A 14,940-nucleotide genomic window follows, 5' to 3' on the forward strand; every position below is an offset into this window, starting at 1 on the left:
CCCTACAATCTCGCCCTATCCGCCCGCCCAGACGTCCAGCACATAGCGGTTCTTCGCGCCCATCTCCTCGATCCAGCGTGCGCTGGCCGCGGCATCGCTGCCGCTCTTCTCGCGGTGGATCGCGACGAGCGCGGCCTTCACGTCCGGCTCCATCCTGCCGCCGTCGCCGCAGACATAGATGATGGCGCCTTGCTCGATCAGCGGCCAGACCTTGTCCTTCTTCGCGGCAAGCACATGCTGCACATAGGTCTTGGGTCCATCCGCGCGCGAGAACGCCGTGAAGAGCTCGGCGATGCCGCTTGCCGCCAGCGCCTTCAGCTCGTCCGCATAAAGAAAGTCCTGGTCGGGATGGCGACAGCCGAAGAACAGCATCGCCGGACCGAGGGCGGCCCCCTTCGCCTTGCGCGCGGCGCGCTCCTGAAGGAAGCCGCGGAATGGGGCAAGTCCCGTGCCCGGCCCGATCATGATGATGGGCACGGATGAATCATCGGGAAGCCGGAAACCGGCCTTGGTCTCGCGCACGGTCGCATAGATCGCATCGCCCGCGCGACGGTTGGCGAGATAGTTCGAGCAGATGCCTTTGTAGGTGCCGCTACCAGAGGATGCCGGACCTTCGACCACGCCGACGGTGACGCTGCATCGCGCCGAGTCGACCGACGGCGAGGACGAGATCGAGTAATAGCGCGGCGCCAGCAGCGAGAGCATTTCCAGATAGACGTGAAACGGCAATTCGCAGGCGGAGTATTCAAGCAGCAGGTCGAACACCGATTTGCGCCTGGCCAAGATCTCGGTGCGGTAGCGCTCGAGCGCTTCAGACTCCTCGCCAACGAACGCCAGCAATTTCGGCTTGGTGACCGGGCAGCGGGTGTGCTCGGCCATGATCTGGATCTGCTTGCGCGTCGCCACCTGCTGCAGCTCGACGAACTCGCTGAGCAGGCGGCCGACCGATACGGCCTCGCCAACCGGCAATTGCGCGCGCCGGCCTTCGGCCACCTGAAGCCTGATCTGGTCGGCCGGCAGGAAGCCGAAACGGCGGGCGACCGAGTCCACCAGCGTTGGATCGTTGCGCGGGACGACGCTTAAGTGATCCCCGACGCGGTAGGTGATGTTGGACGGCAGCTGCACCTCGATGTGGCGCGTCGAACGCTCCGAGGGATTTGACCCTTCCTTGTTCTGGAGCTCGTCATTGACCAGCACCTTCATCGCCACCGCGCCGCCCTGGGCGACGATGGTGTTGACGGCAGTCACCGCCACCGGCTCGATCGCATAGAGCGGATCGTCCTCCGCGGTCCGGGTGAAATTCCAGTCGATGCCGAATTCCTCGGTCGCGACCTGGGCAGCCGCCGGGAACCATTTCTGGAACTGGCCGTCGAGATCGCTGCGCGCATCGCCTTCGCCGCGCGGATAGACCGCGCGCCCGCCATGCGCTGACAATTGCTCGTCGATGAAGCGCGGCACCGACTGATAAGTCGCGGCCCAATCGCTATTGCCGCAGCCGAACACGGCGTAGCGCACATTGGCAAAGGCATCCGTCGGCAAGTCGCTGCCGAGCCATTTGACGAACTGCGTCGCATTGTCAGGCGCCGCGCCGTTATAGGAGGCGCAGATGATGAGCACGCCACCTTCCTGCGGCAGCTTGCCGACGTAATCATCGAGCGGGCCAAGGTGAACGGCAAAACCGTTGATCTCGGCGAGATCGGCCATGCGCGTCGCGAGTTCCTCGGCGGTGCCGAGATTGGAGCCGTACAGCACCAGCATCGGTGTGTTGTGGCCGGGCCGCGCGGTCGGCTGGCGTGGCGCCCTCGGTGCCGAGGCCACAGCCGCGATGGGACCGCCATAGGCACCGCGCTCGCGGTCGGCGCGCGGACGCACCTTGATCTTGAAGCCTTCCGGCTTCATCGTCAGCGTTTCCTTCAGGTGCATCTGATAGCGCTGGTGATCGATCAGCTTGAAGCGCTGCAGGATCATGCCGAGTGCAAGCGCAGCCTCGTGCATGGCAAAGCCGCGGCCGATGCAGGCGCGCTGGCCGTTGCCGAACGGCTTCCAGGCATTGATCGGCCGCTTCGCTTCGGCTTCGCGGCTGAAATTCTCGGGATCGAACGCATCCGGGTTTGGCCCCCAGACGCTGGGATCGCGATGCAACGCCGTCACCAGGATGGTGGTGAAGGTGCCCTTCCTGAGTTTGTACTTGCCACCGCCGATGGTCTCGTCGTTGAGCGGCGAGATGCCGTAGGCCGGCGCCGGCGGCCACAGCCGCAGTGCCTCTTTCAGGATTTGCGTGATGTAGGTGAGCTGCGTCACCTGCTGATAGGTCGGTTTCGCATTGACGTCGGGGCCGAACACGCGGTCGACCTCGTCATAGGCCTTCTTGAGAATGTCCGGATGCTTGAGCAGTGCATAGAGCGTGTAGGACAACAGGCCGCTGGTGGTCTCGTGACCCGCGATCAGGAAGGTGTTGATCTGGTAGCGAATGTTGACGTCATCGAGCTGCTCGCCGGTCGCGCGGTCGACGCCGGTCATCATCGCGGCCAGCATGTCCTTCTTGTCGTCGATCCCGTCCGCACTCTTGCGGCGCTCCGCGATGATCTCGTCGACCATCTTGTTCATGAAGTCGACGTCTTCGGCCAAGGTCTTGCGCCGCTTCTGCATCCAGAGCTGCTCGAACGGCAAGCCGCGCGTCATCATGATGGTTTCGAGCGAGCGCACCAGCGACTCGACGAAGGGGTGGTAGTCGCGCCGGTAGAACGAGTTGAAGCGATAATCGAAACCGCACAGACCGATCGTATCAAGCGTCAATGCGGTCATATCGTGGACGACGTCGATCTCGTCGTCGGCGTTGAGCCGCTCCCATTTGCGGACGAGCTGCTCGGCGATATCGACCATGCTCGGATGATAAGACTGCATGGCGCGGTTGCCGAACGGCTGGAGCAGGATGTTGTGCGCCTTGCTCCAGTTCGGCTCCTTGGTATCGGCCGTGAACAGGCCATCGCCGCCGACCGCACGCACACGCCGCAACGCGCCCCGCACCGTCTTGTCGAAGCGCTTCTCGTTGGAGAGCTCGTCGACCAGATCATGGCCGGAGACAACGACGATCGGCGAGCCCATCATGTCGAGCCAGAAGATCGGACCGAGCTCCTTGGCGAGCCGCGTCAGGTGCTGCACGGGGGCGGCCGAATCCAGCGACAACATGTTGCCGACCACCGGCTTGGTCGGCGGATGCGGGATCGGGTCCAGTCGGTTCTTGGATGACATGAAAAGCGTTTTCCCCTGCCTCGATATTCGCTGTCGTCATTGCGAGCCCCCGGGTCCGCGCAAAGCGCGGCCCGATGACAGGCTCAGCGAAGCAATCCAGAAATGTATCCGCGCTGACAGATCTGGATTGCTTCGTCGCTTTGCTCCTCGCAATGCCGGGCTCGCAATGACGGCCTAGCCAAACCGCCTTCTACGCCATTCGATCAGCTTGGCGCTGACCTCCTCCGGCTTCTCCTGCTGCGTCCAATGGCCGCTATCCTTGACGAGATACTTCTCGAGATCGGGAATCAGCTTGTCCATGCCATCAGCGGAGGATGGCGGCAACACCGCGTCATTCTCGGCCATGATCATCAGCGACGGCACGCGGACCGTATGATCGAGCCCTTCCGCACGCGTCCAGTTGCGCGACATGTTGCGGTACCAGTTGATGCCGCCGGTGAAGCCGGTTCTGGTGAAGGCATCGACGAAGACTTTCTTCTCTTCCGGCGACAGGATCGGCGTACGCGGATCGTGCTTCGCGTCATAGGCGGCAATCATCTGCGGAAAGGCCAGATTGAGCCGCGGCGAAGCACCGACACCGGCGACGACCTCCTCCGGCGGCGCGTCGGCCGGGCGCGGCACCGGCTTACGCATGAACGCATCGAAGGTCTGTTCGACACGGCTGCCGAAAATCCTGTCCGGCTCGCGCGCCGGATCCTGGAACTGCACGATGTACATCTTGTCGCCGAAGCGTGCGCGCAACAGCTCGATCGGATCGGCCCAGGCGCGATTGGTGTGGGGTGTGTTGATGCCGACCACGCCGGCGACCCGGTCGATGTGCCGCAACGGCATCTGCCAGACGACGAAGCCGCCCCAGTCGTGACCGACGAAGATCGCCTTGTCGATCTGCAGATGATCAAGCAGTCCGACGAGATCGCCGGTCAGGTTCTCGATGTCGTAGGCCTCGACCGGCTCGGGCCGGTCAGTCGCACCGTAACCGCGCTGATCGGGCGCGATCACGCGGATGCCGGCCTCGCTCAACGCCTTGATCTGGTGGCGCCAGGAGAAGGCGAGCTCGGGCCATCCGTGGCACAGCACCATCGGCGGCTTGTCATCGGCCGGGCCAGCCTCGTAATAGCCCATGCGGATTCCGTTCGTCGTCGCGAACTTGAGCGGTGGCATTTCAATCATGGCGAACTTCCTACTCGGCAGCGCGCTTGATGTCGGCCGCGGGCGGCGCATAGGCCGCCTCCAGTGCCGCGAACTCTTCCGGCAGCATGTCGCACATCACTTGCACATGCGGAATGATGTTGGCGCCGACGATGAAGCCAAAATCGAGCTGGTCCCGATAGCTCTGCACGGTGATGTTGAGCGCCTGCCCATGCGTCGCGATCGACACCGGGAAGATGTGCAGAAGCTCGGCCCCTGCGGCATAGAGCGTCTGCCGCGGTCCCGGCACGTTTGATACCGTGATGTTGGCGGCCGGCGGCAGCACGTCCGACAAGTTGGAGCGGCTGTAGAGCAGCGCCAGGATCTGCACCATGATCGGTGCGCCCAGCATCGAGATATTGGAGACCTGCGGCATCAGTGCCCGCAGCGGATGCGACATTTCCTTGGACTTGGTCGATTGCGCGATGATCGCTTCGAGCCGCGCCTTTGGATCGGCGATGTTGGTCGCGATCGCGCAGATCATGCCGAACACCTGGTTGTTGGCCTCGGTGTTGCCCTCCTCGCGCAGCGAGATCGGCACGGCGGCGGTCAAGGATTTCGCCGGCAGCGTGCCATATTGCTGCAGATAGCGGCGGACCACGCCGGAGGCGAGCGCCAGCACGACGTCGTTGAGCTTGCCGCCGGCCTGCTTGGCCAGCGCCTTCGCCCGTGACAGTGAGATCGATACGCCGGCGAAACTGCGCTCCGACGAGATGGTCTTGTTGAGCATGGTCGGCGGCGACACCATGCTGGCGAGACTTTCGCGCGACTTCGGGTCGGCGACCTTGCCGAGCACGTCGGAGACGCTCTTGAGCACGGTCGGGATGTTACCGGCAAAGCGCACCGCGCTCTCGATCTGGTACATCGCATTGTCGAACAGGATCGAGCCGATGTCGCTCTTGCCGGTGCGCGGCAATTGCAGGTTCTTCGCGGCCGCCGATGCATCGAGTGGCTGGCTGAAGAGCTGCTGGTAGGAATCGAGCAGGTTGGCGGCGATATCGCGCGGCTCCTGTCCGGGCTTGGCCCCTGCCGTCGGTGGATCGACCTTCCGCGGGATCGGCGAGATGTCGTAGATCATGTTGGTCAAGGCCGCACCGGCGCCGCCTTCGATGGCGGCATGATGCATCTTGGAATAAAGCCCGACCTCGTTGTCCTTCATGCCCTCGAACACGTAGAACTCCCAGAGCGGACGAGCCCGGTTCAGGAGCTTGGCATGCATCCAGCCGACGATGCGTTCGAGCGTGGCGCGGTCGCGCGGCTGCGGCAGGCTGGCGCGGAAAATGTGGCGGTCGATGTCGAACTGGTCGTCCTCGACCCAGGAGGGGTGATCGATGTCGAGCGGCGCCTTCTCCAGCCGCGCCTTCAGGATCGGCGCGATGTGCAGGCGCGAGACGATCATCGCCTTGAAGTCTTCGAAGAAGTCGCCCTTGTAATCGTCGGGCAGGCGAAAGATAGCCATGCTGCCGACATGCATCGGCATTTCCGGCGTTTCCAGATAGAGAAACGACGCGTCCAGCGACGACAGCTTCTTACCGTCAGCCATAGTTCCCTCCCGCAAGATTTCGACGGGCGCCTTGGTCTGCGCTTCTCGTCAGGCCGATACTGCCTGTTCCGGCGGGGCATATGCAATGGCAAACGGCCCGGCCCGGTCAAATGGCCAGAATTCCCCCTCCGGTTGCGCCAGGCGGTCCGCCACGGCCCATAGCGCCGCGGGATTGACCCCGAGCCCGATATGGCTCGCCAGGTGCACCTCGATGTTCTCGGCACGGTCGGAGGGACGGAGCAGACAGGTGCGCCAGTTTACGACACCGTCGGCGCGCGAATAGATCGAGCTCGTAGGCACCGGCAGATCGCCGGCGAGCGCCTCGCGCTGTTCGGCAAAATCCTCGACCCGCTCGCCGGACAGCGCCTCGTACAGCCGCGTGGCATTGGTCGCCCGCACGTCGTTGGCAAAAGGGCTGCCGAGCGTGACGACATAGCGGACCATTTCCGGCGCCTGAAGTGCGAGATCACGGGCATAGACGCCGCCGAGGCTCCACCCGACCAGGCTGACCTTGCGTCCGGACGCGGCATGGATTTCGCCCAGACGAACGCGCAAGGCGTCGCGCATCCGTCCGAGCCCGCCGAGATTGCGGCCCATCCGCCAGGCATGTGCCTCATAACCGAGCTCGCTGAGATAGCGCCGCATCGGCGCCATCGAGAGATCGCTGGCGAGGAAGCCCGGTAGCGCCAGCACCGGATGGCCGTCGCCCCTTGGTGCGCGCATCAGCAGCGGAGACAGCAGCAGGCTCGCATTGAGTTCGAACAGGCCCCGAGCCTCGGCAAGCAGCAGTCCGACACCCGGCGGACGAAGCCGGCCTGGATCCAGCGTCCCGTCCGGCCCTGACGACACTATTTCTTCTTGTCGCTACTGCGCGTGCCGCCGAGGCCGGCCATCGCGACGAACATATCCTGAAACCGCTCGGCGAGCTTGGGATCGTACGTAAACCAGCTCTGGACCAACGATTCGGGCGAGACCTTGTCGATGTTGCTCAAGACCTGCTGCTGTAGCTTGTCCATCACCGCCGTCTGCATCGGCGACACATCGGGCAATCCAAAGAACTGGCGGGCCTCGAGGGGGGTGCAGTCGATTTCGATGTTAACTTTCATATCCCCTCCGGATGAGATTCGAGCGGCCTGCCGGTAGTATCGCCGCGAGTTGTGGTGCGACGCAAGCGACCTGATGTCGGCGGCGGGACGCCGGCTTCCGCCATCGGCGGGTATGGCCAATCAAATTGCTCGCACCCGCGTCCATCCGCCGGCCAATGCTGGTCAGCATTGCTGCACAGCGGTGCAAGTTGGCGCGTTCCTTGCTGGAATGACGCTTGCACGGGTCGAGAACTCTGGGCAACATGGATTGATCGGCCGGCCGAACAAATCAAAAATCACCGGCACGGCGGTGTGGAGAGGGTCAAGAATGTCAGTAGGTCGAAGTCTGTTTGCGGCGGCGCTCGCCGGTACGGTTGCGTTGACGGTCTCGCCGGCGTTGAGCCAGACGTTGCGCTATGCCAACCAGGGCGACCTGAAGTCGCTTGACCCCTATACCCTCAACGAGAGCACCACCCATGCCCATCTCGGTCACGTCTATCAAGGCCTGACTGCGCGGGACAAGGACCTCAAGATCATTCCGGCACTGGCGGAAAGCTGGGAAACTCCGGAGCCGACCCGCTGGCGCTTCCATTTGCGCAAGGGCGTGAAATTCCACAACGGCGATCCCTTCACCGCCGACGATGTGCTGTTCTCCGCCGATCGGGTCCGCAAGAAGGGGTCCAATATGCAGACCCGCCTTGCGGCCGACGTCAAGGTCGTGAAGGTCGACGACTACACCGTCGATTTCGTCCTGCCCTCGCCCAATCCCATCCTGCATTCGTCGTGGGATGTCTGGTACATCATGGACAAGAAATGGGCCGAGGAGAACAATGTCGTCGATCCGACGCCGGTGGCGGCGACCACGCCGAGCTACGCCTCGCTGCACGAGAATGGCACCGGCCCCTTCATCATCGAAAGCCACCAGCCCGGCGTGAAGACGGTGTTCAAAGCCAACCCCAATTACTGGGGCAAGATGGAAGGTAACCTGAAGGAGATCATCTTCACCCCGATCGCCTCCGATGCCACCCGCGTCGCCGCGCTGCTCTCGGGCGAAGTCGATGTCATCGAGCCGGTGCCGATCCAGGATATTTCCCGCGTCGATTCCAGCCCGAATGCACAGGTGCTGAAAGGGCCGGAGCTGCGCACCATCTTCATCGGCTTCGACCAGACCCGTGACGAGTTGCTCTACTCCAACGTCAAGGGCAAGAACCCGTTCAAGGACGTCCGTGTCCGCGAGGCCTTCTACAAGGCGATTGATATCGAGCTCATCAAGACGCGCGTCATGCGCGGACTGTCGACGCCGTCAGCTCTGATGATCGCGCCGGAATTGTTTGTGCTGTCCAAGGAGTTCACGCGGCCGAAATTCGACCCTGATGGCGCCAAGAAGCTTCTGACCGCGGCCGGCTATCCTGACGGCTTCGAGGTCACCATGGATTGCCCGAACGATCGTTACGTCAACGACGCCGCGATCTGCCAGGCCGTCGTCGGCATGCTCGCCCGCATCGGCGTCAAGATCAATCTCTTGGCGCAGCCGAAGGCGCAGTACTTCGCCAAGGTGCTCAAGCAAGGCGGCTACCAGACCTCGTTCTACCTCTTGGGCTGGACGCCGAGCACGATGGATTCCCACAACGTGCTCTATGACATCATGGGTTGCCGCGACGATGCGAAATCCTCGCGCGGTGAGGCCAACCTCGGCGGCTACTGCAACAAGGAGTTCGACGCCATCACCGACAAGGTGCTGGTCGAAACCGACACTGCCAAGCGCAACCAGCTGATCAAGCAGGCCTATGAAATCGCCAACAAGGACTGGGCCTACATCCCGCTGCACCAGCAGGCTCTGGCCTGGGGCGTATCGAAAAAGGTCAACCTGCCGCAGCGTGCCGACAATCTCGTCATGTTCCACTGGGCAACCAAGAAGGAATAGCGTCAGTTGAACACGAGGTCCCGGCAGCGTCAGACTTCCGGGACCTTTCCTTTTCCGGCCGACAAGGACGTCGGCCGTACGCACACCCAAGGAAAGTGGAAGGCATGCTCGCTTTCACGCTTCGCCGCGCCGTTCAGGCCATCGGCGTCATGTTCGCCGTCGGCATCATCGCCTTCTCGATGTTCCGCTTCGCCGGCGACCCCGTCAACCAGATCGTCTCGATCGACACGTCGGCGGCTGAACGCGAGGTCGTGCGCAAGTCGCTCGGCCTGGACGATCCCGTGCCGTTGCAATTCGTGCGCTATTTCGCCGATGCCGCGCAGTTCAAATTTGGTGTCTCCTATCAGTTCCGCCAGCCGGTCTCGACGCTGTTGAGCGAGCGCATGCCCGCGACGCTGGAACTTGCGATCTGCGCGACCGTCTTTGCCATGGTGCTCGGCATCCTGATGGGCGTCTATTCGGCGCTCAGGCGGGATGCCGTGCTCGCCAAATTATTCCAGGCGGTTTCGCTGATCGGCATCTCGCTGCCAACTTTCCTGATCGGCATTCTTCTGATCTATCTGTTCGCGGTGACATTGGGCTGGCTGCCCTCCTTCGGCCGCGGCGAGGTGGTCAAGCTCGGCTGGTGGACTACGGGCCTGCTCACGCTGTCGGGCCTGAAGGCGCTGATCATGCCCGCGATCACGCTCGGCCTGTTCCAGATGACCCTGATCATGCGGCTGGTGCGCGCGGAGATGCTGGAAGTGCTGCGGACCGACTATATCCGCTTCGCCCGCGCGAGGGGGCTGACCACCCGTGCCATTCATTTCGGCCACGCGCTGAAGAACACGCTGATTCCCGTGATCACGGTCGCCGGACTTCAGTTTGGCTCGGTTATTGCCTTTTCGATCATCACCGAAACCGTGTTCCAATGGCCGGGCATGGGACTTCTGTTCGTGCAGGCCGTGCAAAATGTCGATATCCCGATCATGGCCGCCTACCTGCTGATGGTCTCGCTGATTTTCGTCACTATCAATTTGGTGGTCGACATCCTCTACACCGTGGTCGATCCGCGCTTGCGCGCGACCGTCGGTCGCGCCGCATAAGGCAGCCTGCATGTCCGACGCAGTCGTCTCCAATTCCGACAAGCCGAGCGCGCAGCCGACGCATGCCGCCCACAGCTGGTTCAGCCGCGCGCTCGACAGCGACCTCTTTTATTCGTTCCGGCGCTCCAAGCTCACCATGGTGGCGGCGGCCATCACGGTCTTGTTCTTTCTGCTCGCGATCTTTGCCTCCTGGCTCGCGGTGCAGAACCCCTTCGATCCGGCGCAACTGCAATTGATGAATTCGCGGATTTCACCGCTGTGGACCGCGGACGGCCAGAGCCCATTCCTGCTCGGCACCGACGAGCAGGGCCGCGACGTGTTCTCCGCCATTCTCTACGGGATGCGCATCTCGCTCGCCGTCGGCGTGGCCGGCGTGATCTTCGCCGGCGCGCTCGGCATCGCGCTCGGCCTGATCGCCGGCTATTTCGGCGGCGCGGTCGACGGCGTGATCATGCGGATCGCCGACGTGCAGCTCACCTTCCCCGCCATCCTGATCGCGCTGCTGGTCAATGGCATCGCGAAATCGATCCTGGGCAACCGCCTGGATGCCAACAGCATGCTGGTGGTGCTGGTGATCTCGATCGGCCTGAGCTTCTGGGTGGGCTATGCCCGGACGGTGCGCGGTTCCGTCATGGTCGAGAAGAACAAGGACTATGTCGCCGCCGCGCAGCTGATCGGCCTGCCCGCACCAAAGATCATGCTGCGGCATGTGCTGCCGAACACGATGGGCCCGATCCTGGTCATCGCCACCATCAACCTCGCGCTGGCCATCATCACCGAAGCGACGCTGTCCTTCCTCGGCGTCGGCCTGCCCGACACCATGCCCTCGCTGGGGACGCTGATCCGGATCGGCAACAACTACCTGTTCGCCGGCGAATGGTGGATCGTCGCCTTCCCCGGGCTTGCGCTCGCGGCGCTGATTCTGTCGATCAATCTGCTCGGCGACTGGCTGCGCGACGCGCTCAATCCAAAACTTCGATGAGTATGCCTCGCCCATGACCGAACCCGTTCTCTCCGTGCGCAACCTCCAGGTCGAGTTCGCCTCCCGCCGCGGCACGCTGCGCGCCATCGACGGCGTGTCCTTCGACATCGCCAAGGGCGAGGTGCTCGGCGTGGTCGGCGAATCCGGCGCCGGCAAGTCCGTCACCGGCCTCTCGGTGATCGGCTTGATCGATCCGCCTGGCCGCATCGCCGGCGGCGAGATTCATCTCGCGGGCCTGCGCATCGACAATCTGCCACCGGAGGAGATGCGCCGCATCCGGGGCAAGCGCATCGGCATGATCTTCCAGGATCCCCTCACCTCGCTCAATCCGCTCTACCGGGTCGGCGACCAGATCGTGGAGACGATCCGGACCCACCTCAATCTCTCCGAACAAGCGGCGCGCCGCCGCGCCATCGACCTCTTGGCCGAAGTCGGCATTCCCGCGCCGGAAAAGCGCATCGACGGCTATCCCCACGAATTCTCCGGCGGCATGCGCCAGCGCGTGGTGATTGCGCTGGCGATCTGCGCCGAGCCGGAACTGATCATCGCAGACGAGCCGACCACCGCGCTCGATGTCTCCGTGCAGGCGCAGATCATCTCCCTGATCAAACGGCTCGGGCGCGACCACGGCACCGCCGTGATGCTGGTGACCCACGACATGGGCGTGATCGCGGAGACGTCGGACCGGGTCGCGGTGATGTATGCCGGCCGCATCGCCGAGATCGGTCCGGTGCAGGATGTCGTGAAGAATCCGCTACACCCCTACGCCAGGGGGCTGATGGGCGCGATCCCAACGCTGACCGGAGACGACAAGCGTCTCGTGCAGATTCCCGGCTCCATGCCGCGCCTGTCGGCGATTCCGCCGGGTTGCTCGTTCAATCCGCGCTGCGCGTTCGCCTTCGACCGCTGCCGGGTGGAACGGCCGGAGCCGCTCCCACGTGGCGCGCAGTCGGTTGCCTGCCACCTCTATGACAACGTGCCGGCGGAGAGCGCGGCATGAGTGCTCCCTTCGTCCAGGCCACCAATCTGCGCCGCGTCTTCGACGTCTCGAAGCCATGGCTCAACCGCGTGCTCGAAGGTGGGCATCTCGAATACCTCAAGGCGGTCGATCACGTTAGCTTCGAGATCAGGAAGGGCGAGACGTTCGCCCTGGTCGGCGAATCCGGTTCCGGCAAGACCACGGTGGCGCGCATGGTCGTCGGCCTGCTGCCGCCGAGTTCTGGCGACGTGCTGATCGACGGCGTGTCGATGACCGATCCGCGACAAGCGTCGGCGCGGCGGAAGCTACGCCGCCGCATCCAGATGATCTTCCAGGACCCCTATGCCAGCCTGAACCCTCGCTTCCGGGTCGACGCCATCATCTCCGAGCCGATCCGCGCCTTCGACCTGATCCAGGGCGAGCGCGACATCCAGGCTCGCGTCGGCGAGCTGCTCAGCCTCGTCGGCCTGCACCCCGACGACAGGCTGAAATTTCCGCACGAGTTCTCCGGCGGCCAGCGCCAGCGCATCGCGATCGCGCGCGCGCTTGCATCAGACGCCGAGTTCATCGTCTGCGACGAGCCGACCTCGGCGCTCGACGTCTCCGTGCAGGCGCAGATCCTGAACCTGATGCGCGATCTCCAGGACAAGTTCGGCCTGACCTATATGTTCATCAGCCACAACCTCGCCGTGGTCCGCCACATGGCGAGCCGGGTCGGCGTGATGTATCTCGGCCGCATCGTCGAGATCGCGGAAGGACGCGAGCTGTTCGCCCGTCCGCGCATGCCCTACACCAAGATGCTGCTGGGTGCCGTGCCTGATCTCGCCATGAGCGGCCGCCAGCGCATTCCGGTCAAGGGCGAGATCCCGAACCCGATCCATCCCCCCTCCGGCTGCGCCTTCAACCCGCGCTGTCCGCTGGCGTTCGATCTCTGTCGCAGGGACACGCCGGAACTGATCGACGGCGTCGCCTGCCACGCGGTCAACACCGCGCCGGTCCCGGCGTGACGCGCGCGTGCCATGCAGCCTGCGCATTTGGCGGCGGCGTGGCCCTGTGATCAATTGCGCGCGTCGCAAATGAGGTAGCCCATGGCCAGCAAGATCAATCCCGATCCGTTCACGACAAGGCCGGAGATCGAAGGCACCTTCGGGGTCGTCGCCACCACGCATTGGATTGCGACCGCCGTTGGCATGGGCATCCTGGAGAAGGGCGGCAACGCCTTCGACGCCGGTGTCGCCACCGCCTTCACGCTGCAGGTGGTCGAGCCGCATCTGAACGGCCCCGGCGGCGACGTGCCTGTCATCGTCCATGACGTCAAGCGCGGCCGCACCGAAGTGATCTGCGGTCAAGGCCCGGCACCGGCACGCGCCACCATCGCGCACTACAAGAGCGAAGGCCTCGACATGGTGCCCGGCACCGGTCTGCTCGCCGCCTGCGTTCCCGGCACCTTCGAATCCTGGATGTTGCTGCTGCGCGACTACGGCACGATGCGTGTGCGCGATGTGCTGGAGCCCGCGATCTCCTATGCGCGTGACGGCTATCCGCTGGTCGAGCGCGCCTGCGCCACTATCCAGACGGTCGAGCAGCTGTTCCGCAAGCATTGGCCGACCTCGGCCGCCGTCTACCTGCCGAATGGCGAGGTGCCGAGGCCCGGAACGCTGTTCACCAACAAGACGCTGGCTGCGACCTATACCCGCATTCTCAGCGAAGCCGAGAGCGGCGGCGGCGGCCGCGACGCCGAGATCGAGCGCGCGCGAAAAGCCTGGTCGCAGGGCTTTGTCGCAGAAGCCATCGACAAATTCTGCCGCACCCAGGAGGTCATGGACGTCAGCGGCTCACCGCATCGCGGCGTCCTCTCGGCCGACGACATGGCGCGCTGGCAGCCGACGATCGAGGCGCCGCTCACCTACGATTATGGCCGCTACACCGTCTGCAAGGCCGGCGTCTGGAGCCAGGGCCCGGTGACGCTCCAGCAGCTCGCTCTGTTGAAAGGCTTTGCGCTCGACGGGCTCGATCCGACCGGGCCGGAGTTCATCCATCTCCAGATCGAATGCGCCAAGCTGGCATTCGCCGACCGCGAAAAGTTCTACGGCGACCCCAAATTCAACGAGATCCCGATCGCGACGTTGCTGTCGGATGCCTATAATGACGAGCGCCGCAAGCTCGTCACCGACAAGGCCTCGCTCGACTTCCGCCCCGGCTCGGTCGAGGGCTTTGGCGGCGTGGTCAAGCTTCGCCGCGCCGAGGGCCAGCGCGAGGCGGTCGGCGCGCTCGGGGCCGGCGAGCCGACCGTGGGCCGCTTCGGCGAAGTGCGCGGCGACACCGTGCATTTCGACATCATCGACAAAGCCGGCAACATGGTCTCGTCGACACCGTCGGGCGGCTGGCTGCAATCCTCGCCGATCATTCCCGAGCTCGGCTTTTGTCTCGGCAGCCGTGCGCAGATGTTCTGGCTCGAGGAGGACCATCCTGCCGCGCTCGCGCCGGGCAAGCGGCCGCGCACCACGCTGTCGCCGACCATGGCGCTGCGCGATGGCGAGCCGTACTTGGCCTGGGGCTCGCCCGGCGGCGATCAGCAGGACCAGTGGATCACGCAGTTCTTCCTGCGCCACGTCCATTGCAACCTCAATCTCCAGCAGGCGATCGACGCGCCGGCCTGGCACTCCGAGCATTTTCCGATCTCGTTCTGGCCGCGCACCGCGCGCCCGGGCGTGCTCGTGGTCGAGAACCGCGTGCCGAAGGCCACGATCGAGAACCTTCGCGAGCGCGGGCACATCGTCGAGGTCGGTCCCGACTGGTCCGAGGGCCGCCTCACCGCGGCCTCGCGCGTCGGCGTGCGCCGGCGCGCTGCCGCAAATCCCCGCGGCATGCAGGGCTACGCCACAGGACGCTGATGGGCAGA

The 14,940-nt window shown here is 64.2% G+C and carries 11 protein-coding genes; 6 read left to right on the top strand and 5 right to left on the bottom strand.

Features of this window, described 5'->3' with window-relative positions:
* Positions 1-15: 15 nt before the first annotated feature.
* The 5 genes from AAE027_RS01340 to AAE027_RS01360 form a co-directional block, all read right to left on the bottom strand.
* Positions 16-3,252, bottom strand: coding sequence for a bifunctional cytochrome P450/NADPH--P450 reductase (locus AAE027_RS01340; RefSeq protein ID WP_370985116.1), 3,237 nt, complete (start codon positions 3,250-3,252; stop codon positions 16-18).
* Positions 3,253-3,426: 174 nt separating this feature from the next.
* Positions 3,427-4,422 (bottom strand): alpha/beta fold hydrolase, encoded by a 996-nt coding sequence (locus AAE027_RS01345; RefSeq protein WP_370985115.1) that lies wholly within the window; start codon positions 4,420-4,422, stop codon positions 3,427-3,429.
* A 10-nt stretch (positions 4,423-4,432) separates the two neighbouring features.
* Positions 4,433-5,983 carry a wax ester/triacylglycerol synthase family O-acyltransferase gene (locus AAE027_RS01350; protein ID WP_370985114.1) on the bottom strand — a complete coding sequence of 517 codons (1,551 nt, stop codon included), beginning with the start codon at positions 5,981-5,983 and terminating at the stop codon, positions 4,433-4,435.
* A 48-nt stretch (positions 5,984-6,031) separates the two neighbouring features.
* The gene (locus AAE027_RS01355) at positions 6,032-6,832 is read right to left on the bottom strand and encodes an esterase/lipase family protein (protein ID WP_370985113.1); all 801 of its coding nucleotides are present in this window, start codon (positions 6,830-6,832) and stop codon (positions 6,032-6,034) included.
* Complete coding sequence (locus tag AAE027_RS01360) at positions 6,832-7,089, bottom strand: DUF6489 family protein (protein ID WP_091891548.1); 258 nt, start codon at positions 7,087-7,089, stop codon at positions 6,832-6,834. The genes AAE027_RS01355 and AAE027_RS01360 overlap by 1 nt, the downstream gene beginning before the upstream one ends.
* A 307-nt stretch (positions 7,090-7,396) precedes the next feature.
* On the opposite strand from AAE027_RS01360, the gene AAE027_RS01365 reads away from it, so the two are divergent.
* From AAE027_RS01365 to AAE027_RS01390, 6 genes are all read left to right on the top strand, one after another.
* Positions 7,397-8,992 carry an ABC transporter substrate-binding protein gene (locus tag AAE027_RS01365; RefSeq protein WP_091891551.1) on the top strand — a complete coding sequence of 532 codons (1,596 nt, stop codon included), beginning with the start codon at positions 7,397-7,399 and terminating at the stop codon, positions 8,990-8,992.
* Between the two features lie 104 nt (positions 8,993-9,096).
* A complete protein-coding gene (locus tag AAE027_RS01370; RefSeq protein ID WP_370985112.1) occupies positions 9,097-10,077 on the top strand; it encodes an ABC transporter permease in 981 nt (326 codons plus the stop codon).
* Between the two features lie 10 nt (positions 10,078-10,087).
* Entirely contained in the window at positions 10,088-11,059 is a 972-nt protein-coding gene (locus AAE027_RS01375) for an ABC transporter permease (RefSeq protein ID WP_370985111.1), read from the top strand.
* Between the two features lie 13 nt (positions 11,060-11,072).
* Positions 11,073-12,059 carry an ABC transporter ATP-binding protein gene (locus tag AAE027_RS01380; protein WP_370985110.1) on the top strand — a complete coding sequence of 329 codons (987 nt, stop codon included), beginning with the start codon at positions 11,073-11,075 and terminating at the stop codon, positions 12,057-12,059.
* Positions 12,056-13,045, top strand: a complete 990-nt coding sequence (locus tag AAE027_RS01385; protein WP_370985109.1) for an ABC transporter ATP-binding protein — start codon at positions 12,056-12,058, stop codon at positions 13,043-13,045. Before AAE027_RS01380 ends, AAE027_RS01385 begins: the two co-directional genes overlap by 4 nt.
* 81 nt (positions 13,046-13,126) lie before the next feature.
* The gene (locus AAE027_RS01390; protein ID WP_370985108.1) at positions 13,127-14,932 is read left to right on the top strand and encodes a gamma-glutamyltransferase family protein; all 1,806 of its coding nucleotides are present in this window, start codon (positions 13,127-13,129) and stop codon (positions 14,930-14,932) included.
* The last annotated feature ends 8 nt before the right edge of the window (positions 14,933-14,940 follow it).

The organism is Bradyrhizobium sp. DN3 (assembly GCF_041357655.1).
GTDB lineage: Bacteria > Pseudomonadota > Alphaproteobacteria > Rhizobiales > Xanthobacteraceae > Bradyrhizobium.